This is a genomic window from Pantoea sp. MT58, from assembly GCF_014495885.1.
Lineage (GTDB): Bacteria > Pseudomonadota > Gammaproteobacteria > Enterobacterales > Enterobacteriaceae > Pantoea > Pantoea eucalypti.
This window is the reverse complement of record NZ_CP061084.1, coordinates 399,392-418,606: the sequence shown is the minus strand read 5'-3', so window position 1 is coordinate 418,606 and position 19,215 is coordinate 399,392. Positions and strand designations below refer to the sequence as shown.

Genomic DNA, 19,215 nt, shown 5'->3' with positions numbered 1-19,215 from the left:
CTCACAGACCCGTAATCCTGATGCCAATCTCTGCCGCCAGCGTACAGAATGATCTTTCGCTCCCGATGAGAGTCGGGGGCTATTCCTGCTGAACCTTAACCACAACTTTACCTTTTGCACGCCCTTGTTGAAGCCAGTCAAGCGCCTCCTGAGTTTTGGTGAAAGGGAAAACTCTGTCGATCACCGGCTTAATGTGTTCCGCTTCAATCAGGCTGGCTATATGGCTGAGCTGATTGCCATCGGGACGCACAAAATGAAAGGAATAATGCAGGCCACGTTTTTTTGTAAGCCGCACAATCTTACGGCTCATCAGGCTCAATATTAACCGCAGAACGATGTTCAGGTGTCTGGCTCGCGCGAAATCAGCGTTTAAAGGTCCAATCAGAGAGACTATTTTCCCACCGGGTTTTAGGATCTGCGTGGATTTCTCAATGGCATCCCCACGGAGCGTACCGAGAACAACATCATAATCCCTCAGCACCTGTTCGAATTCCTGTTTTTTATAGTCAACCACTTCATCTGCACCCAGCCGACTGACCCATTCCACATTAGCCGTACTGGTCGTCGTTCCTGTCTTTGCGCCAAGATGTTTCGCCAGTTGGATCGCAAAGCTGCCGATGCCGCCTGAACCTGCCGGAATGAAGACCTTCTGTCCCGCCTGCAGAGAGGTTCTCTCTGTGAATGCCTGCCATGACGTCAGACTCACCATCGGAAGCGAAGCCGCCTGAACGAAATCCAGATTCTTTGGCTTTATTGCGGCGTGACTTTCATGAACCCGCGCATACTCGGCCAGAGAACCCGTACCGGTATCGAAAATGCTGGCGTAAACCTCATCACCCGGCTTAAAGCGCGTCACGCGACTCCCGGTTGCGACAACCACACCCGCCAGATCGCTGCCGAGCGTAGCGGGCAGCTTAAAATGCAAAACCGGCTTGAACGTTCCCGCAGGGATCATGTTATCGATGGGATTCAGACCTACGGCATACACCTTCACCAGAATGTCTTCAGCGCCGTGAGAAGGATAATCGCTCTCTTCAAACCCCATTTCAGGTGATTTTCCGTAGCGTTTAAACGTAAAAGCTTTCATCGTTCGGGTTTTCATCATTCATTTCTCGCATCAAGCTGAAGGCTGTTTCGCACAACTTTGTCGAGCAAGGAAGCGGGCGCAAAACGGCGGATAAAATTGAGTTTTGCAGCCAGCGTTCCTGCTGTATAGCGTACTTTTGGCCGTGCGCTCTGCGCCGCGTTAACCACGACCTCTGCCACCACCTCAGCGCTTTCTGCTGTAGCCATTGCCTTACTGACCACCTTCGTTAACTTAGCCCGAATGAGTTCGTACGCTTCAAGCTTTGCGTCTGGTTCTATATTGTGAGCTTCAAACTGCGTTTTTATGTATGCCGGTTCGATGACGGAGACCCTGATACCCTGTGTGCGCAGTTCATGATCGAGTGCGCCCGAGTAACCCTCTACGGCATGTTTACTGGCGGCATACAGGGCGACATAGGGCAATGGCACGATGCCGAGAATCGAACCGATGTTAATAATGCGCCCACTGCCCTGATGGCGCATGTGGGGCAGCACGGCCCGTGTCACTCTTACAATACCCATAAAATTGGTGTCGAAGATCTGCCGCGCCTGCTCAATAGAACTCTCTTCTGCGGCTGCCGGAGAAACCCCGAAGCCCGCGTTGTTCACGAGAAGGTCGATTCGGCCCTCCCGCTGGATTAACGCCTCAATGGTAGCCTTAACCGACGCGTCATCCGTCACATCCAGTGGCAGTAAGGGAAAAGCGTGTTCACCTGCCGCCGGACCACGCCGGCTTGTGCCATAGACCCGATAACCCGCCGCAAGAAGTTTATTAGCAGAGGCTTCGCCAATTCCTGAAGATGCGCCAGTCACAAGTGCTACACGTATTGGTGTCATGATGAGTATGACCTTAAGTTTGCGTTTGGATTTTTCTGCAGGAAAAGAGACGCAGCCGCAGATTAATCATTGGCTTCACTCTCAGCAGAACCCCGATGGAGGGTTCCGCTGAAATGACTTTTATTACAACGTTTTGTAGCGATCTGCTGCTTCATCCTGTCTGATGTCTGACAGCAGCCCCTGACGGGCGGTATCCAGCACATCCCAGCGCTCAGCATGATGCAAAGGCGGAATCGTCACGAGCTCGCGGCGGTCAAAGCCTGCCAGAGCGGCGTCAACCAGTTCGCCGACTTCCATCATTTTCGGCGCGTTAGTGATGTCGATACCGGCGCGATTCCATATTTCGGTGTAAGTCCCCGCCGGAAGTACCGCCTGGATATAAATCCCTTTTGATGACAGCTCTACGTTCATTCCCTGAGACAGGAACAGAACAAAGGCTTTGGTTGCGCCGTAGACCGTCATAGCAAATTCCGGGGCGAGTCCAACGATTGAACTGATATTGACGATTGAACCTTCTCCGGCGTCGGCAAAACGGGTAGCCGCAACACTGGCAAGTCGCGTCAGGGCGGTTACGTTTAAGGCGATAAGCTTTTCCATGGAATCCGGTGTTTGCTCGGTAAAACTGCCGGACTGAGCGATGCCTGCGTTATTGATAAGAATACCTATCCCCGCATCTTCACGCAGGCGCGCTTCCACTGTGGTTAAATCACCCGCTTGTGTCAGATCGGCAGGCAGAACATCCACGGAAATGGTGTGTTCCTGTTGCAGTCGTTTCGCAAGGGTTTCCAGTTTTGTTTTGTCGCGAGCAACCAGAACAAGGTCATGTCCACGGCGGGCAAACCGTTCTGCATAGACCGCACCAATTCCTGCGGATGCCCCGGTGATAAGAACTGAAGGTTTTTTCATCATTTTATCTTCTTTGTTAGTGGGTCAGAATCGCCGTCGGCGAAGTATGTTAAGCACACCCAGGAATTTATTCGCTGGTATCGTTTAGTGACGGATAATCGGTATAGCCTTGTGCTCCACCGCCATACAGTGTTTCAGGATTGAGAGGGGCCAGAGGCGCGCCCGTTTTTAGTCTTTCGACTAAATCAGGGTTAGAAATGAAGGGGCGGCCGAACGCGAATAAATCGGCTTTATCCTGTGCAAGATGCTCAGATGCCAGTGCCAGGTCATAGCCATTATTAGCGATATAGGTGTTTCTGAAGCGGCGACGCAGCGACGTGTAATCGAACGCCGTTGCATCACGGGGACCGCCCGTTACCCCTTCGACGACGTGCAGATAGGCGATACCTGAAGCATTAAGCTGGTCTGCCACATAGTCATACTGTGGCTGTGGATCGCTGCATGAAATCGCATTGGCGGGAGAGACAGGTGAGATGCGAACGCCCGTACGCTCTGCGCCGATCTCATCTTTGACGGCCTGCACGACTTCCAGCAGCAGGCGCGCACGATTCTCTACAGAACCGCCATATTCATCGGTCCGCTGGTTGGCACCATCCTTCAGAAACTGTTCCAGCAGGTAGCCATTCGCGCCATGTATTTCTACGCCATCAAAACCGGCGGCAATGGCATTAGCCGACGCCTTTTTGAAGTCAGCGACAATCCCGTTTATTTCATGCAGTTCAAGGGAGCGGGGTTCAGAGACGTCAGCGAATCCGTTGTTCACAAAGGTTTTAGTTTCAGCGCGGATGGCCGAGGGTGCGACTGGTGCAGCGCCGCCGGGCTGTAAATCGACGTGTGAAATCCTACCCACGTGCCATAGCTGTACAAATATGCGCCCACCTTTCGCATGCACTGCGTCAGTCACTTTCCGCCAGCCGTCAATCTGCGCCTGGGTGTAGATGCCAGGCGTATCCTGATAGCCCTGCGCCTGCTCAGAAATCTGCGTGGCTTCGGTTATCAGTAATCCTGCCGTGGCACGTTGCGCGTAGTAAGTCGCTGCCAGTTCGCCCGGCACCAGTCCTGCTTCGGCCCGGTTACGGGTCAGCGGAGCCATCACTATGCGATTTGCCAGCGTGATGGACCCCAGTTCATAAGTTTGAAATAGCGCGTCATTGGTCATGATCATTCCTCGGTGAAGTAACGGGCAAAAGTAATTCTTTAATGATGATGATCGTAATCATTAATGTCAACTGGTTTGATTATGATCATAATCAATGTATAATCAGGCTCTGTGTCAGGAGGTAAAATATGAAAGTGTCCAAAGAGCAGGTTCGTGAAAACCGGTTGCGGGTCGTTGAAACCGCGTCAGCGCTTTTTCGCGAGCGTGGTTATGATGGAGTAGGCGTTGCAGAACTGATGTCAGCCGCAGGATTAACACATGGCGGGTTTTATAAGCATTTCGGGTCTAAAGCTGATCTGTTAGCCGAAGCGATGCGCTGCGGTTTTGCGCAATCCGCAGAAAAAACCCAGGGTGTGAGTCGCGAAACGTTTATCGAATACTATCTTTCCAGACAGCATCGCGATGATAGAGGAAATGGATGTGTCATGTCGGCTCTGGGGACTGATGCAGCCCGTCAGTCTGAATCCATTCAGGAGACATTTGCGGCCGGGCTTGAACGGCAACTGGCTATTCTGGAATCAGAAAAAGCAACGCGCGCAGAACTGATCAATACCCTTGCGCATCTTGTGGGTGCGATAATGCTTTCGCGGGCCTGTCCGGACAACTCCGGGCTCGCTGACGAAATTCTGGACGTCTGCCGGACGCGTTTGCTTACGCCGGATGAAGATGAACATTGAGTCCCTATTTTTCCGCTCCACTGGTATGAAGCCACGACGCACTGACGGGAGTGTTCAGCTTGCTGGCGTGTAATTTATAGCAGCAGGCGTGCGAAATCAGGACCTCCTGTTCCGGATTTCGTACTGGCTGATGGATATAAACCTGCCGTCCATCTCCTGAACCAGCGACTCACGGTCAGCCGTTGTCGCGAAATCCAGGATACAGGCTCATTCCGCCATCGATAAATAGCGTTGTCCCATGAACGTAGTCAGATAAATCGCTGGCAAGCCAGACGACGGCATTCGCCACGTCTTCAGCTGCACCGATGCGCCCGTAAGGAATGAGTTTCAATAACTCTTTGCCTGCCTCGCCCTGCGTCGCTTCCTCGTTGATGGCCGTGGCAATAGCGCCGGGGGCCACGGAGTTAACGCGGATGCGATCTTCACCCACTTCCTGTGCCAGGCTTTTCATCAGCAAATCAACCCCGCCTTTTGACGCGGCATAGTTGACGTGTCCGGCCCAGGGAATAAGCTGATGAACCGAACTCATATGAATAATTTTTCCCACCGCGCGGCTGAGGTGAGGGCGGTGCTCCTGGCTGCGGAACTGTCGCAACGCAGCGCGCGCGCACAGGAACTGGCCGGTGAGGTTGACGTTAATAACGGTGTTCCAGTCCTCAAGCGTCATCTCAATGGAGGGCGCATCCTTCTGAAGCCCTGAGTTTGCGACCAGGATATCCAGTCTGCCAAATTCAGCAATCGTCTGGTCGAATAGGTTCTGTACCTCCGCTTCTTTCGATACATCTCCTTTAACTGCGATGGCACGTCCACCGTCTGCACGGATGTTTTCAACCAGTTTCTCTGCCGGTTCCGCCTGACTGTGGTAGTTAACCACCACACAGGCACCTTCTCTGGCGAGAGCTTCAGCACAGGCATAGCCGAGACCTGAGCTGGCGCCGGTGACCAGCGCAACCTGATTTTTGAGAGAAAAGATCATGAGGCTTCCTTAATTCAGTCAGTAATGGGCATCGTTAACCCGGCAGGCATCGTGCAGGATGGAATGGCGTTTGTTCGCTGACACGTTGACGTTCAGGCACTCAAACGCGGCTTAGCGGGTCAGCCGGATGCGATGCCTGGGCCTGAGTCACTAAATTATAGATGCGAAATTTAGGATTAGCAGCGATGACGGGCTTGACTGACGGGATCTTCGTTGCACAGGCTTTGCAGGAGCAGTGCCTGCGGGCAGGAAATGTGGATTCACCCTGGCAGGTTTTCTGGCGGGCAGGTCAATTGACTGCCCGATGCTCAGCTGAGTAACCGGGAGGCAATGCCCTGATGCCGCAGACAGCGGACGCCCGCTTAACCGGCGATGGCCGACCGGCAAAAGGGCCCGGCCTGAAACCGCCATCCTCAGCGAGGCCGGTGTCATCATCTATTCAGGCATTTTCTTAATAGGATAAGTCACGAGTGGTTTGATCTCCTTCAGCACAAACATGCTCTGCATCTCTTTGATGCCGGGTAACCGGCGTACCACGGACATGGCAAAATCGGCGTAGGAGTCGAGATCTGACGCCACCACCTGCAGGAGGAAGTCAGCATCGCCACCGATACTGTAGCAGGCCACCACATCCTCCAGCGCAGTCACTTCCTCTTCAAATTTTCGGGCCTCGGCTTCGCTGTGACTGTCAATGACGACCCGGATGAAAACCATCACGCCCAGACCAATTTTTTTGCGGTCAAGTACAGCACGGTAGCCCTGAATGACTTCATCTTCTTCCAGCTTGCGGACTTTGCGCCAGCACGGCGAGGCTGAAAGGCTTATTTTCTCTGCCAGCACCTGGTTCGTCACGCGCGCATCATCCTGCAGGATTTCAAGTATTTTCATATCTGTCGGGCTAAGGGCCATGCGGGAAAACTCCTTTCTACAGAGAGGCTTTAGAGGGTTATTTTTACCTAATTATCCGCATCGGGTAAATGATATAGGTAACAATTTTCTGCCCCGCTACGGCATAATACATTCATCTTTCTAATGAATATTATCAACGGAACAAGGAATGAACGGATCCTATGTTAATGCACATCGTCATGTTTACGCTGAAAAGTCCGTGGAGTTGGTCATCCCTGGAGACTATTGATGCAGAGAGAGCCACGCGTGCTCACCCGGATCATATTAATGAAATAAAAGGTTGGAGCTGTGGCAGGAATATCACCCGACGCGACATCGCAGCGGATTTTGTCGTAATTGGCCTGTTTGAGAACCGCGAAGATTTGAACGCCTATATTATCCACCCTGACCATCAGAAAGGCGTCGCCAAATGGAAATATATTGCGGACTGGAAGGTGGTTGATATTGAATTTCCCGGCGACTTTACATTAAACCGTGGTTTGCTCTCTGTACTGAATACGCTTTCGCACGCACATTAAGATCCATTCCAGAGAAGTGAGGAATTACGATGAAGTTCGACGCCAGTCAGCATCGCTGTACGATTATTATTGATAAAGATCTCCCGGCCGGTCTTGCCATGAACGCAGCAAGCGTTATCGGAATCAGTTTTGGACGCACGGTCGATAATCTCGTTGGACCTGATATGCAAAGCCTCGATGAAGTCAATTACCCCGGTGTTATTTACGCGCCTCTCCCGGTACTACTGGCTTCAGGTGATTATCTGCATGAATTACAGGCCAGTGCTGAAAGTGATGATGAGATGTATGTCATGCCATTCAGCGCACTGGCACAGTCGTGTAAAACCTATGAAGAGTATGGCGAAAGAATTTCGTCTGTGAAAAGCGAGAATATTGAGCTGGTCGCCATTGGCATTATCGGGCCTAAAAAGAAGCTGACCCGAATGACAGGGAATCTGCCGCTCTACAAATAAATCATCTTAAAGCGCGTTAAGCAGCCGATCGCATAGCGATCTCACCCTGCATGCCTGCCTGTTTTTATTTTAATTTATCCTGACTAAGGAAGAGAAGATGTACGCTATTTTTAAAGAACGAGTCATCGCGCAGGCGAAGGAGGTTTATTATCTGCATAGCGCCTTCCATGCGGGTAATATCAGCCTGAATGAGCTTGGTCTTCATCAGAATAATAAACTGCGAGAAGTGGTGAAATATGTTGCAGAGCATTCACCCTTTTATCGCGAGCATTTTAAAGGTTTAACGTCTTTCGATATTGAATCATTAACTACCGCTGGTCTCACGTCTCTTCCGTTCACGACTAAAGATGATCTGAGAATGCAAGGCGCAGCGCTGGCATCTGCCCCCCTTCATCAGAGCTGGATTTATTACGAAACGACAGGCACAACGGGGAAGCCGACGCCGTGCCCGCGTAATGAAACCGATTCGGTGCATAATAATACGCCTCTGATTATTCATTACCGTAATATCTTTGAGCAAATTGCGCCCCATCATGTGGTGGGCGTCATGGGGCCAACAGAACTTCATTCGACCGGGGATACCTTCGAGGATGTATTCCGCAGTCTGGGTTACAGCGTCGTCAAAATGTGGCCGCGTTCGCCCGTCGTGGGAATGAAGCGGGTAATGGCATTAATTAATGAACTGCAGATAACCGCACTGGTCTGTACGCCCGCCGTGGCGATTGCTGTAGCGCGTTTCATTAAAGATTCGGGCGGGGACCCATCGGCAACCAGCGTGAAGCTGATTCTTACCGTGGGTGAATTGACCACGCCACCTCTGTTAAGAAACATAGGTGAGATCTGGGGGGCAAAAGTCTATAGCTGTATGTATGCCTCACAGGAGTCTTCTATTCTTGCCGTGTGCGCACAGGATAGTCACCTCTACACCGTCCCGCTGAACAACTACTACGAGATTATCAACCCTTTCAGTGGCGCAGCCTGTGACATCACCACGGGACAGGGGGTAGGTGAGTTAGTCATCACGCATCTCTATAAGGGCCAGAAACCGCTAATCCGTTACCGTACCGGTGACATGGTACGGTCAACCTTGATGCCGGATGGCAGCCAGAAAATTGTGCCGATTGGTCGTGTTCGCGATGTCCTGACGCTCAACGGGCAGGCTTACTGTGCCTGGGACCTTGAAGCCGCGCTTCTTGAAAAACTGGAAGGCTGTCTGGATTACGCTATCCAGATTGACAACCGCGAAGGGAGAGATGTGCTCAACATCACGGTGGAGATGTTTAACCGGCAAGCCGATGTTTCTTCGTTACTCAGCAACGTCAAACGGCATATTGAACAGAACATTGCCGGTGTCAGCATTCACCTGATTGATGGCGAAACCAGTCGCGTAACCGGCACCTCTGCAATGGTGAGCTGGAAAGCGGCACGTATTCATGACCTGCGTCCGGCGGCAGATAACAGCGATCGTGACGCGGCACTTGCGCTGATTAATCGGGGATTTGAATGATGACAATCAGTGACGCTGATAAACGTGATGAAACCCGGTCGCCTCACCATCTATGGAGCTACCTCAACGGCGAGTTTATTACCGCCGATAGCGCGCTGTTACCGGTTACCACCCAGGCCTTCAATTATGGCACCGCTGTGTTCGAAGGTATTCGTGGTTACGCGCATCATGCTGATAACACCGTTAATGTGTTCCGTCTGGACGATCATATTAACCGGCTGATTCAGTCAGCCTTATTACTGCTGATTGATGATCTACCCGAACCTCAGGCGTTAAAGGCGTTAACGCTGGCGCTTCTGAAAAAAAATGATGTCGAAGACGACTGCTATATCCGACCGATAGCATATAAACGTCATCTTTTACCTGGCACCGGATTTGGCGTAAAGCTCTCCGGCGTCAGTAGCGGGCTTTCGGTTAATAGTCTGAATATGCGCGCCTATATAAAGCAGGGGGGGGTGAAGTGTACGGTTTCAGGCTGGCGTCGCATTGCCGATAATTCTATTCCCGCGCGGGCTAAAATTACCGGCAGCTACGTCAATTCGGCTCTGGCAATGGAGGCGGCTCATCGTGGCGGATATGATGACGCCATAATGCTTAACCACCACGGTTACGTTGCCGAAGCGACCACATCCAACGTGTTTATTGTGAAAAACAGGACGCTCATTACTCCGCCGGTTACCGCTCATATTCTGGAGGGTATTACCCGCAGCACCGTCATTGAACTGGCTACAACCTGCCTTGATCTGCGTGTCGAGCAACGGGATATATTGCCTTCAGAACTCCTGACGGCGGACGAATGTTTTTTAACAGGCACGGGCGTCGAAATATCGCCTGTCATTCAGATCGACCATCGCAAGCTGAATAGCATGGATGAGAAAAGTATTTCCCTGTCTGTTAAAGGTCTGTATGAAAAGTTAGTCCGCGGTCAGTTAACTGCCTTTAATCACTGGCTGACCCCTGTCTGTTAATTCATTAATTTAGGTGAAAAGATGCGCCATCATTTTATGGATATGGGCTTAACGCATGTTGTGAATTATCCCATTCATACTTTAGGCCCTTCAGGAACAAGCAGCGAATATGCCTCACAATTTTTCCATCGCTGGATGGGTGATCATTATTCTGACAGCTCTCATACGATTCATCTTGATGACTCCTATGAACTGGCAAGAAAAAATATTGATGAAGAGAACGGGTTATTAATTGTCGCCAATGCGTACCCTAAAATTAACGATTTTTATATGGACACCCGTCTGAAACTCTTAGCAACATTCCTTTATGACACGCCTCTTTATGGGCTGGTTGCTAACAGGGTTTTACCGGACAGGCCTTTGACGGTTGCCTCTCATCCGGCGCCTGTTCCATTGATTGCCGAATTACTCCCGGCCGGATTACGTATTGCAAAGATTGTTGAGATGTCTTCTACCAGCGCGGCAGCACAGGCGGTGGCCTGCGGTGAAGTGGATATTGCGTTAACAACAGAAATTGCCGCCAGACTGCATAACCTTAATTTTATTTCGCGCACCCGCCCGATACATATGCCCTGGTCTGTTTTCGCCTCAACGATTCGTAAAGGATAAAAAATGACAATGTTTAAAATGCACACACTTGAAAGTGCACCCGCTGCCAGCCGCCCTTTGCTGCAAAGCTCCATTGACGGTTTCGGCTGGATTCCCTGGCAAAGTGCGTTCATGGCAGAGTCGCCCGCACTGCTCGCTTCTTACCAGTTCGCCCATGACGCCTTCTCTCAGTGCTCGCTGACAGAAGAGGAGCGGGCCGTTGTCTGGATCACCACAGGGCTGCTCAATCAGTGCGCCTATACGGTTCAGGCGCATAGCTGGATTGCGCAGCATAAAGGTGTATCGGCCGACATCCTGAGCAGGCTGACTGAGCAACCTGAAGCCCTGCCGGCGAAGCTGGCTGCGTTATACCACTTTACCCGCGACGTTGCTCTGGCTCAGGGTCAGATATCGCACAACGCGGTTAAGGCGCTTCTGGCTGCAGGGTACAGCCAGCAAAATGCGCTGGATGTGGTGCTTGGGGTCGCCCAGAAAACCATGTCAACGCTGCTTAACAGCATGGCAGATACCCAAATCGAACCGCATTTTCAGACCTTTTCGTCGCGATAACCACGGACATTCACCATGCAATTTATCCATCGTGAGCAGGTTGAGCAGATTTTATCGTCTGCGACATGCCTGCAGTTGAGCCGGGAGGCGTTTACCCTGATGAGCAGGGGCAAAGTTAAACAGACTTTGCGGAGTGTTATCGCTTCTGAGCAGGGTTCCCTGATGGGCACCATGCCCGCTTACATTGAGGATGGCCCCTATGCGGGATTCGGGCTCAAAACAGTCAGAGTCGATTTCAATCATCACAATCAGTCTACGTCCCATGAGGGGTGTATCCTGCTTTACGATGCCACTGATGAGGGCGATATCGTGCTGGTTGATGCCGCGTCTGTGACAGAATTACGCACAGCCGCCGCATCTGCACTGGCTACGGACCTGCTTGCTCACCAGAACGCAAGCCATCTGGCAATCCTGGGAACAGGGGTTCAGGCGCGAAAACATGTTCAGATGATCATGGCCGTTCGTGCAATCACGTATATCTCAGTCTGGGGAAGAAGCCGGGCTGGCGCGGCGCAGTTTGCAGCGTGGTGTCAGCACTATTCCGGGCTGCCCGTTACGGTTGCGGAAACGCCTGCTCAGGCCATCGCTCAGGCGGATATCATTTGTACGGTGACAGCGGCAAAAGCACCGTTTCTTCGCGCCAGCGATCTGCCTGCGCGCTGTCATATCAATGCCGTGGGGGCGTCTGCCCCCGGCTTTCAGGAAGTGGCGCCAGATATCTACACGGCGGTCAATCTGTATTTGGATTCCAGAGAGGCCGTCTGGAACGCCTCCTCCTGCCTACTTAAGGCAAAACAGCAAGGATTATTACTTCAGGACGCTTCAGGCACGGAAATAGGCACCCTGCTGACCTCAGGCGATCGTCCTGACCTCCCTGTGTCACAGAGAACGCTGTTTAAGTCCGTGGGGCTTGCCGTGCAGGATCTGGTTTTTGCCCGGGCTATCGTCGCCGGAAGCCGGTCCGCTATGAACAATACGCTGAAATAACTTTTCGCCCTCTCTTTCGACAGGAATCACTATGTCAGGAACTGCTCAGATACTCTCTTACATGGCTGCATTGGGACTCGCGGCCGCCATTCCGGGGCCGGGGATGACCGCATTAGTCGCCCGTAGCGTCAGTGGCGGTCTGATGACCGGCTTTACGATGCTGGCTGGCCTCATTCTTGGGGATTTGATCTATTTATCGATTGCCGTCTTTGGTCTGGCGGTAATCGCGCACAACTACACCTCCATTTTTACGCTGATTAACTGGGCTGCTTCACTCTATTTATGCGTGCTGGCATGGCAGTTCTGGTGCCACCAGCCGCAGGCGATAAACATCAATCAGAAAGCGACAAAACGGGAACTGGCATCGGCGTGGTTTTCCGGGCTGACGATTACGCTGGGCAATCCGAAGACCATCGCTTTCTATATGGCGATATTACCTCTGGTGATCTCGCTGGATAATGTCTCGTTGCAGATGTGGGGGGGAATGCTGGTGCCACTAACCGTATTTGTCCTGCTCTGTATTGGCGCAGTTTTCATTCTGGCGGCGCTCAGAATACGCCACCTCCTCACCAGCGAAAAAGCGCAACGACGCCTTTTCCGATCGGCCGGTTTCATTATGATGCTGGCCGCGGCAGGCATGGTCATTAAGACGCTGTAAAATCCGGTGGCTCCGCCTGCCGGCAGGGGCGGACTGGCACGTCTGTCCGGGATTGGCGGCAGTTGCGAACCCGACGGTCAGCGGCAGGGGCGGTAAGACGTGCGGCTGACCTGTCGCCTTGATATCAGCCTGATCGCTTAACGCCACGCCGGTGGCCGTCAGGCTGCAGGGGGGCTAGGCTGCACAGCCTGAATGCTGCGGGAAACGGACAGCAGCTTGCGGCTGCGAGATAACACATAGTTAACGCTGCACGGTTTCTCTGGCCGCTGCCAGCGCAGCAGCTGGAGGGTGATAAGCCCCGCAGCAGTTCACCGACTCACCCTCATGGAAGTTAACCGTCCTCCGCAGGCCTGCGTTACTTAACCTCTGCTTCCCTTTCGCGACGATCAGCGTCCCTCCTGACGATTACCGTTAATCAGCGCCAGAGATTCCCCGCTGCCTGCTCATTTACGGCATGCCCGTCACATAAACTAAAACTGCCTCATACTTTTCTGTGACAAATAACACAACCTGATTACATCTTCCGGCGGAGATGATTTTTTATCGTGATAATAGTTTTACTGAGTACATTAATGTTGTACTGAGTACAACAAGGCACTTTGCGCTTAGCGCGTTAAGTGATGAAAAAATTGTGAGGATCATCATGTCTGAAAAACAGCACATCACGACTTTCTCTGCCGATATTGAGCAGCAGACCGTTAAGAAGGTGGTCTGGCGCATTTTGCCCTTCCTGATTATTTGTTATCTGATTGCCATTATCGATCGCGGCAACATTGGTATGGCTTCGTTACAGATGAACGAAGATTTAGGACTGTCGAAAGCGGTATTTGGTTTTGCGAGCAGTCTGTTTTTCGTCGGTTACTTCCTGTTCGAGGTTCCCAGCAACCTCGCCATGCAGAAAATAGGCGCAAAAATCTGGATCTCCCGCATTATGGTGTCGTGGGGCATCATCTCGGTTTGTACCGCCTTTGTAGAGAGCGCCAATACCCTCTATGTACTGCGCTTTCTACTGGGGGCCGCGGAGGCAGGATTTTTCCCGGGCGTGATTCTGTATCTGACATACTGGATCCCCGGTAAGTACCGTGCCCGCGTGATTGCGACTTTCATGGTGGCTATTCCTGCAGCGAATTTTGTTGGATCGCCAATTTCTGGTCTGATTCTATCACTGGATGGCTGGCTGGGCATGCGTGGCTGGCACTGGCTATTCATCCTGGAAGGCATTCCTGCGGTGATTCTGGGGATTGCGGCTTTCTTCGTATTAAGCAATCGTCCCACCAGTGCCAGCTGGTTAAATGAGGAACAAAAAGCGTGGCTGAACAGCACCCTTGAAGCTGAAAATGCGAAGAAGAAAGCCATTGGTCACATCTCTCTCTGGCAATTGCTGCGTCACAAACATATCTGGGTAATGGCGCTGATCTATGCAGGTGCGTCTGCGGCAGGCTCAACGCTAAGCGTCTGGTCTCCGCAACTGCTTAAATCGTTTGGTCTGGATAACCTGACCACCGGTTTGATCAATGCAATTCCATATGGTCTGGCATCGGTTCTTATGATTGTCTGGGGCAGAAGTTCTGACCGCAGCGGCGAGCGTCGCTGGCACACCGCGTTAACGCTGTTTCTGATTGCGGGTGGTTTGCTGTCCGCCTTCATCACCAATAGTCTGACCGGCAGCGTTGTCATCCTGTCGCTGGTTCTGATCGGCGCGTATTCGATGAAAGGGCCTTTCTGGGCACTGGCATCGGGGTGGATGTCATCCACTACCGCTGCTGCGGGCCTTGCTGCAATCGGCGCGGTGGCCAATCTGATTGGGGGAGGACTGATGGTTAACGTTTACGGCATTATTAATCAGGCGACCGGCAGTCATACTCTTGCCATGGTACCACTGGCTATCCTCTGCGGTGCTGGAGGTATCGCTGTGCTGGTCATGGGCCGTAAAAAAGAGTCGGCGATTAACGTTGAGAATAACGCTTCGCCAGTCGGCAAATAATCTCACCAGGCCAGCAGACATTAATCAAAATGTCTGCTGGTCACACCGCCCGGCTTTTTATCCTCGTAACTAACGCGCCGCTTGCTGCAGACACCTCAACCAGTGAGAACTGCCTGATAGCCTCAACGCTAAAGTGCATGATGAAACCAGCAACACAATACTGCTGCACATCCTTCTGGCGGGTTTTAAAAAGTCTGAGAGAAGTGCACATGAACCTGCGCTGAAACGACGACAAAACGATCTGACACTCATCCTCGTCCAGAAAGAGATCAGTAACAATCTGACAAGAAAATTCCTTTCCTCATCACTACTGACTTAAACAATCTCAGGCTAGTTTATCCAATTAAAATGGATATACGGAGCCGCTAAACGTGTTTACATCCTCTCTGAATCATTCAGCATGCGGGCTTATAGTTATATTGACGTTAGGGCTGGCAGTTTCCATACCCAATGCGAACGCGGTTAACGCTGAAGAAAACCAGCAGATTAACGGTCTTGTCAGAGAGCCACTCATGCTACCTGTGACTTTACCAGAGGGTAAGCCAGCACTCCTGGAAGCTTTCGTGACGCGACCCGCCGGAGATAAACGCTGGCCTGTTGCCCTTATCACCCACGGCACGGCGGAGACGGCTGAGTTCGATCGGCTGGAAATGAACCCGAACTGGATGTCAGGAATGGCACTGGCATTCGCCCGGCACGGCTATGCGGCGGTGGTCGTTATGCGTGAAGGTTACGGGTATTCAAGCGGCGGTGCTGAATATACCGGCAGTACCTGTGTTGAGCCGCGGCATGATCTTGCCGGAAAACGGGATGCTGACGACCTGCTGGGAGCGCTCAACGCTATCACGCATGAGCCCTGGGCATCCCATCATTCAGCCATTCTCGCCGGGATGTCAGCGGGGGGTTTTGGCGTCCTGGCCACGGGGGCCCGCCAGCCAAAAGGGGTTCAGGCAATCATCAACTTTGACGGCGGGCGGGGTGCCGGAAAGGGTGGGTCGTTGTGTGACAGAGCCGGGTTACTTAAAAGCTTTGCTTCCATGGGCGCCACTTCGCGCATTCCTTCGCTTTGGCTCTATTCGCAAAACGACACATTATTCCCGCCTTTCACCGGCATCTCTTTTTTCCATTCTTATACTTCAGCAGGTGGTCTCGCCAGCTTTATCGTGATGCCACCTTATGATACTAACGGTCATACTTTTATAGAATCCGCACCTGAAGATTTCTGGTGGCATCCTGTCGCTGAATTTCTTCAGAAACAGCGGTTGGCATACAAGGCGATAGTGGCGACACGCATTGAAAGACTGCCTCTGCCGCAGACTCTCAATAGCGCCTCAGGAACCTTAGCATTCAGAAAATATGAATCTGCACAGCTTTATGAAAAAGCATTTGCTACCGATGTCAGAGGTGATTGGGGAGTGTCTTACCGGGCGCGCACAACGGAAGATGCTGCTGCGAGGGCGCTTAGCAACTGTCAGATGCATGAGCATACCGCGAATGTGAAGTGCAGGATTTATGCTGTCAATAACACCCTCATGCCGTGATAAAATTAAATGGGTCAGTAACGTGATTCCTCGGGTGGAATGAACGTCTCTGCATATTGCGGTGTATTCTCATTAATCAGGTTTACGGGAAGGGTGTACGGCTTAATAAAGACACCTTCCCATGACCGGGATGTTTAATAGGCAAAAAAGGAATAGATGTGGAAGTAATTGCAGAACTGTGTCCTCCAGAGGAATGGGAATCAATGGTGAACATTTTTACTGAAATGGAAGAATACTATTACGGTAAAGGAATTATTCATGAGTCACTGTTGAAAAACTATCTTCATACTCAACTGTTCAGCACACTCTCTGGCACACAGGTCATCAGGGCGCGCTGTGGTACCCACATCGTTGGGCTGGCCTGCTGCACTATTCTTTATCCTTCTCCCCGGTATAGCGGTGAGTTTCACATCAAAGAACTTTTCGTCTCTCAACATGAGAGAGGCAAAGGGATTGGTAAATCACTCATGCAGTTTATGGCGCAACTTGCCCTTAAGCAGGCGTGTCTCAGCCTGAGCTGGAACGCGGAAAAATCCAACCATCGGGCAAACCGTTTTTACCAGTCACTCGGCGGAAAGATCAACGACAGTATCGTGAGTTATTCTCTGCAGGGTGACTCCCTGAGAACACTGGCTACTGAAGGTTAATCAGATCCTCACAACGCTGACCTGAAGAGAAGATAATCGGTAGCACGCTTTCATGAGTTGTCAGCCGTTTTCAGGGAGGTCAGCACGATCGCCACGGGTTGATGGATGCGAAATCACAAGAAATTCCACCGGGAACCCGGTGTCATTTCTGGCCTGATGCTTTGCTCCCGGCGGGATTTCGAGTCCTTGCTGAGCCTTGATGTCATGTTTCTCACCCTCTGACTCCATGGTAAGAACACCACTGAGTACAAAGAAAAATTGTCTTGAGACGGCGTGCCAGTGGCGTTTTTCAGACGTGCCTTGTGGCATCTTTTCATGAATGACCAGCATGTCCTGGCGATTTAACAGATACCAGCCGTCGCATTCTTCACCCCATACATAGTGCTCTGCGTTTTCCTTAGAAATCATCCTTATCGTCCTTTTAGCTGAATCTAATGAGTGCCTTCAGGATGAGATACAGCACTGAGTGAGTCATGTCTAATCTTTGACACTCAGAATTACGCTGCTGGACTTCCTTCCTTAAGCGTTACCGCCAGAACATCCAGAATGTTACGTGCTGCAACAGTGCCCATCTTCACGTAAGAGTTATCACTGACGCCGCCGATGTGTGGCGACAGAATTACGTTCTCAACATTCTGCCAGATATGTGGTGCCGTGAGGGGTTCTGAGTGGAAACTGTCCAGTGCGGCCCAGGCCACGGTGCCATTCTTCAGCGCCGCGCTCAGCGCGTCATCATCAATGAGTCCGCCGCGTGCGGTGTTCACCAGAATGGCGCCTTTTTTAAACAACGCCAGTTTCTCTGCGTTAATCATCTGGCGCGTCTGTTCGGTGAGCGGGCAGTGCAGCGAAATGACGTCAGACTGTTGCAGCAAATCGTCAAGTGAGGAGGACTCACACTCATCAGGGAAGGTTTTGGCAAAAGGATCATAGGCGAGAACCTTCATGCCAAAAGCCCGGCCAATGCGGGCAACGCGACCACCAATTGCGCCCAGCCCCACCAGTCCCAGTGTTCTGCCTTCCAGCTCAATGGACTTATGGGTGGATTTATCCCAGTATCCCTGACGCATACGCTGATCCAGCGTTATCACCGATTTGGCGCAGGCCAGAATCAGCGCCCAGGTATGCTCGGCCACGGCCGCTGCGTTGGCACCCGGCGCGGACTGGACACTGATATGGCGTTCTGCCGCTGCTTTTTGATCAATAACGTCAATGCCGCTGCCATGTTTGGAAACCACCCGCAGGGCAGGTGCGGCGTCCATGATGCGGGCGTTGATTTTACCGTAGCGGACGATAATCCCCACCGGGTTGTGCTGCTGGCAGAGCTGGAATAGCGTGTCTTCGTCAGGTTGCTTGCCAGCATAAACGATGCGGAATTCAGTCAGCAGATTCAGCGCCTGCGGTGCCAGATCGTTGCCGGTCACCAGAATGACGGAAGATGATGTTGTCATCACAGTGTCTCCCCCTCGTGCAGCATGCCTGCGATTTGAAGCGATTTCTCTAACCAGGGTGCGCGCAGGTCGCCATCACGAATGGCTGCAATGCGGCCGGTCTCAAAATCCAGTTTTTTCTGTGCCAGTTCGAGCAGCACCGGAACGGCTTCACGCGGCAGAACCACCACGCCATCAATATCACCAATGACAAGATCGCCTGGCTGAATGGCTGCGCCCGCCACAGAAACAGGGAAGTTAACGCGTCCCGCAACAGATTTAGTCGGGCCGCAGGGATTCAAGCCTGCAGAGAAAACCGGGAATCCGTTTGCGCTCAGTGAATCGGCATCACGCACCGCACCATCAATAATGATTCCGGCGATACCAGACGCTTCAGCCTGAGTGGACATAATTTCCCCGATTAAGGCACAGCTGATATCGCCTTTGCCATCGACAACAATCACATCACCTGGCTGAGCAATTGCCAGTGCGGCGTGAATGGCGAGGTTATCGCCTGGCCTGACTTCAACGGTAATTGCCGGTCCGGCGACTTTCATCGTCGGGGAGACAGGTTTAACGCGACCATGCAGCGTTCCACGTCGTCCGGCAACATCAGCGAGTATCGCTGCCTGATACTGCGCAGCCTGTTTTACGAGCTCTGGCGCGACACGGATGATGTCGCGATTGATAAAGGTATTCTCTGCATTAGGCATAAATCATTCCTCGTTTGTTTTACCAGGTACAATCATGTTGTACAATATAAAACAACTATATCTATGTTAATTCCGATCGCACCAGTGTTAAGCGTTCATTTGTGA

At 51.9% G+C, this 19,215-nt stretch carries 21 protein-coding genes; 12 read left to right on the top strand and 9 right to left on the bottom strand.

What is annotated here, in order from left to right; translation table 11 throughout:
- Positions 1-79 precede the first annotated feature (79 nt).
- The 4 genes from IAI47_RS20870 to IAI47_RS20855 form a co-directional block, all read right to left on the bottom strand.
- Positions 80-1,102, bottom strand: a complete 1,023-nt coding sequence (locus tag IAI47_RS20870; RefSeq protein ID WP_008924773.1) for an NADP-dependent oxidoreductase — start codon at positions 1,100-1,102, stop codon at positions 80-82.
- Positions 1,102-1,923, bottom strand: coding sequence for an oxidoreductase (locus IAI47_RS20865; RefSeq protein WP_008924772.1), 822 nt, complete (start codon positions 1,921-1,923; stop codon positions 1,102-1,104). Before IAI47_RS20865 ends, IAI47_RS20870 begins: the two co-directional genes overlap by 1 nt.
- Before the next feature lie 123 nt (positions 1,924-2,046).
- Positions 2,047-2,829, bottom strand: coding sequence for an SDR family oxidoreductase (locus IAI47_RS20860; RefSeq protein WP_033742925.1), 783 nt, complete (start codon positions 2,827-2,829; stop codon positions 2,047-2,049).
- A 67-nt stretch (positions 2,830-2,896) separates the two neighbouring features.
- Positions 2,897-3,988 (bottom strand): alkene reductase, encoded by a 1,092-nt coding sequence (locus tag IAI47_RS20855; RefSeq protein ID WP_008924770.1) that lies wholly within the window; start codon positions 3,986-3,988, stop codon positions 2,897-2,899.
- Between the two features lie 128 nt (positions 3,989-4,116).
- Here IAI47_RS20855 and IAI47_RS20850 point away from each other — a divergent pair, with 128 nt between their 5' ends.
- Entirely contained in the window at positions 4,117-4,665 is a 549-nt protein-coding gene (locus IAI47_RS20850) for a TetR/AcrR family transcriptional regulator (RefSeq protein ID WP_008924769.1), read from the top strand.
- Between the two features lie 175 nt (positions 4,666-4,840).
- On the opposite strand, the gene IAI47_RS20845 is transcribed toward IAI47_RS20850, so the two are convergent.
- Entirely contained in the window at positions 4,841-5,641 is an 801-nt protein-coding gene (locus tag IAI47_RS20845) for an SDR family oxidoreductase (RefSeq protein ID WP_008924768.1), read from the bottom strand.
- Positions 5,642-6,076: 435 nt separating this feature from the next.
- On the bottom strand, positions 6,077-6,550 hold the full coding sequence (locus tag IAI47_RS20840; protein WP_003851630.1) for an Lrp/AsnC family transcriptional regulator: 474 nt from the start codon (positions 6,548-6,550) through the stop codon (positions 6,077-6,079).
- A 161-nt stretch (positions 6,551-6,711) separates the two neighbouring features.
- On the opposite strand from IAI47_RS20840, the gene IAI47_RS20835 reads away from it, so the two are divergent.
- From IAI47_RS20835 to IAI47_RS20785, 11 genes are all read left to right on the top strand, one after another.
- Positions 6,712-7,068, top strand: a complete 357-nt coding sequence (locus IAI47_RS20835) for a Dabb family protein (RefSeq protein WP_003851627.1) — start codon at positions 6,712-6,714, stop codon at positions 7,066-7,068.
- A gap of 29 nt (positions 7,069-7,097) precedes the next feature.
- Positions 7,098-7,520 (top strand): DUF2000 domain-containing protein, encoded by a 423-nt coding sequence (locus IAI47_RS20830; protein ID WP_003851626.1) that lies wholly within the window; start codon positions 7,098-7,100, stop codon positions 7,518-7,520.
- A 97-nt stretch (positions 7,521-7,617) separates the two neighbouring features.
- Positions 7,618-9,027: a phenylacetate--CoA ligase family protein gene (locus IAI47_RS20825; RefSeq protein ID WP_008924766.1), complete on the top strand. Its 1,410-nt coding sequence runs from the start codon at positions 7,618-7,620 to the stop codon at positions 9,025-9,027.
- Positions 9,024-9,995 (top strand): branched-chain amino acid transaminase, encoded by a 972-nt coding sequence (locus tag IAI47_RS20820; RefSeq protein WP_003851622.1) that lies wholly within the window; start codon positions 9,024-9,026, stop codon positions 9,993-9,995. The genes IAI47_RS20825 and IAI47_RS20820 overlap by 4 nt, the downstream gene beginning before the upstream one ends.
- Positions 9,996-10,016: 21 nt before the next feature.
- Positions 10,017-10,604 carry a bacilysin biosynthesis protein BacA gene (locus tag IAI47_RS20815; RefSeq protein ID WP_187961287.1) on the top strand — a complete coding sequence of 196 codons (588 nt, stop codon included), beginning with the start codon at positions 10,017-10,019 and terminating at the stop codon, positions 10,602-10,604.
- Between the two features lie 3 nt (positions 10,605-10,607).
- Entirely contained in the window at positions 10,608-11,153 is a 546-nt protein-coding gene (locus IAI47_RS20810) for a carboxymuconolactone decarboxylase family protein (RefSeq protein WP_003851618.1), read from the top strand.
- Positions 11,154-11,168: 15 nt separating this feature from the next.
- Positions 11,169-12,140 (top strand): ornithine cyclodeaminase family protein, encoded by a 972-nt coding sequence (locus IAI47_RS20805; protein WP_003851617.1) that lies wholly within the window; start codon positions 11,169-11,171, stop codon positions 12,138-12,140.
- Positions 12,141-12,171: 31 nt separating this feature from the next.
- Positions 12,172-12,798, top strand: a complete 627-nt coding sequence (locus tag IAI47_RS20800; RefSeq protein ID WP_003851614.1) for a LysE family translocator — start codon at positions 12,172-12,174, stop codon at positions 12,796-12,798.
- Between the two features lie 643 nt (positions 12,799-13,441).
- The gene (locus tag IAI47_RS20795) at positions 13,442-14,782 is read left to right on the top strand and encodes an MFS transporter (protein ID WP_003851611.1); all 1,341 of its coding nucleotides are present in this window, start codon (positions 13,442-13,444) and stop codon (positions 14,780-14,782) included.
- 371 nt (positions 14,783-15,153) lie between these two features.
- On the top strand, positions 15,154-16,323 hold the full coding sequence (locus IAI47_RS20790; RefSeq protein WP_008924765.1) for a S9 family peptidase: 1,170 nt from the start codon (positions 15,154-15,156) through the stop codon (positions 16,321-16,323).
- Between the two features lie 203 nt (positions 16,324-16,526).
- On the top strand, positions 16,527-16,970 hold the full coding sequence (locus IAI47_RS20785) for a GNAT family N-acetyltransferase (protein ID WP_003851605.1): 444 nt from the start codon (positions 16,527-16,529) through the stop codon (positions 16,968-16,970).
- A 60-nt stretch (positions 16,971-17,030) separates the two neighbouring features.
- On the opposite strand, the gene IAI47_RS20780 is transcribed toward IAI47_RS20785, so the two are convergent.
- The 3 genes from IAI47_RS20780 to IAI47_RS20770 all read right to left on the bottom strand — a co-directional run bounded on the left by IAI47_RS20780 (position 17,031) and on the right by IAI47_RS20770 (position 19,110).
- Entirely contained in the window at positions 17,031-17,378 is a 348-nt protein-coding gene (locus IAI47_RS20780) for a cupin domain-containing protein (protein WP_008924764.1), read from the bottom strand.
- A gap of 89 nt (positions 17,379-17,467) precedes the next feature.
- Positions 17,468-18,418 (bottom strand): hydroxyacid dehydrogenase, encoded by a 951-nt coding sequence (locus IAI47_RS20775; protein WP_008924763.1) that lies wholly within the window; start codon positions 18,416-18,418, stop codon positions 17,468-17,470.
- Entirely contained in the window at positions 18,418-19,110 is a 693-nt protein-coding gene (locus IAI47_RS20770; protein WP_008924762.1) for an RraA family protein, read from the bottom strand. Before IAI47_RS20770 ends, IAI47_RS20775 begins: the two co-directional genes overlap by 1 nt.
- Positions 19,111-19,215 lie beyond the last annotated feature (105 nt).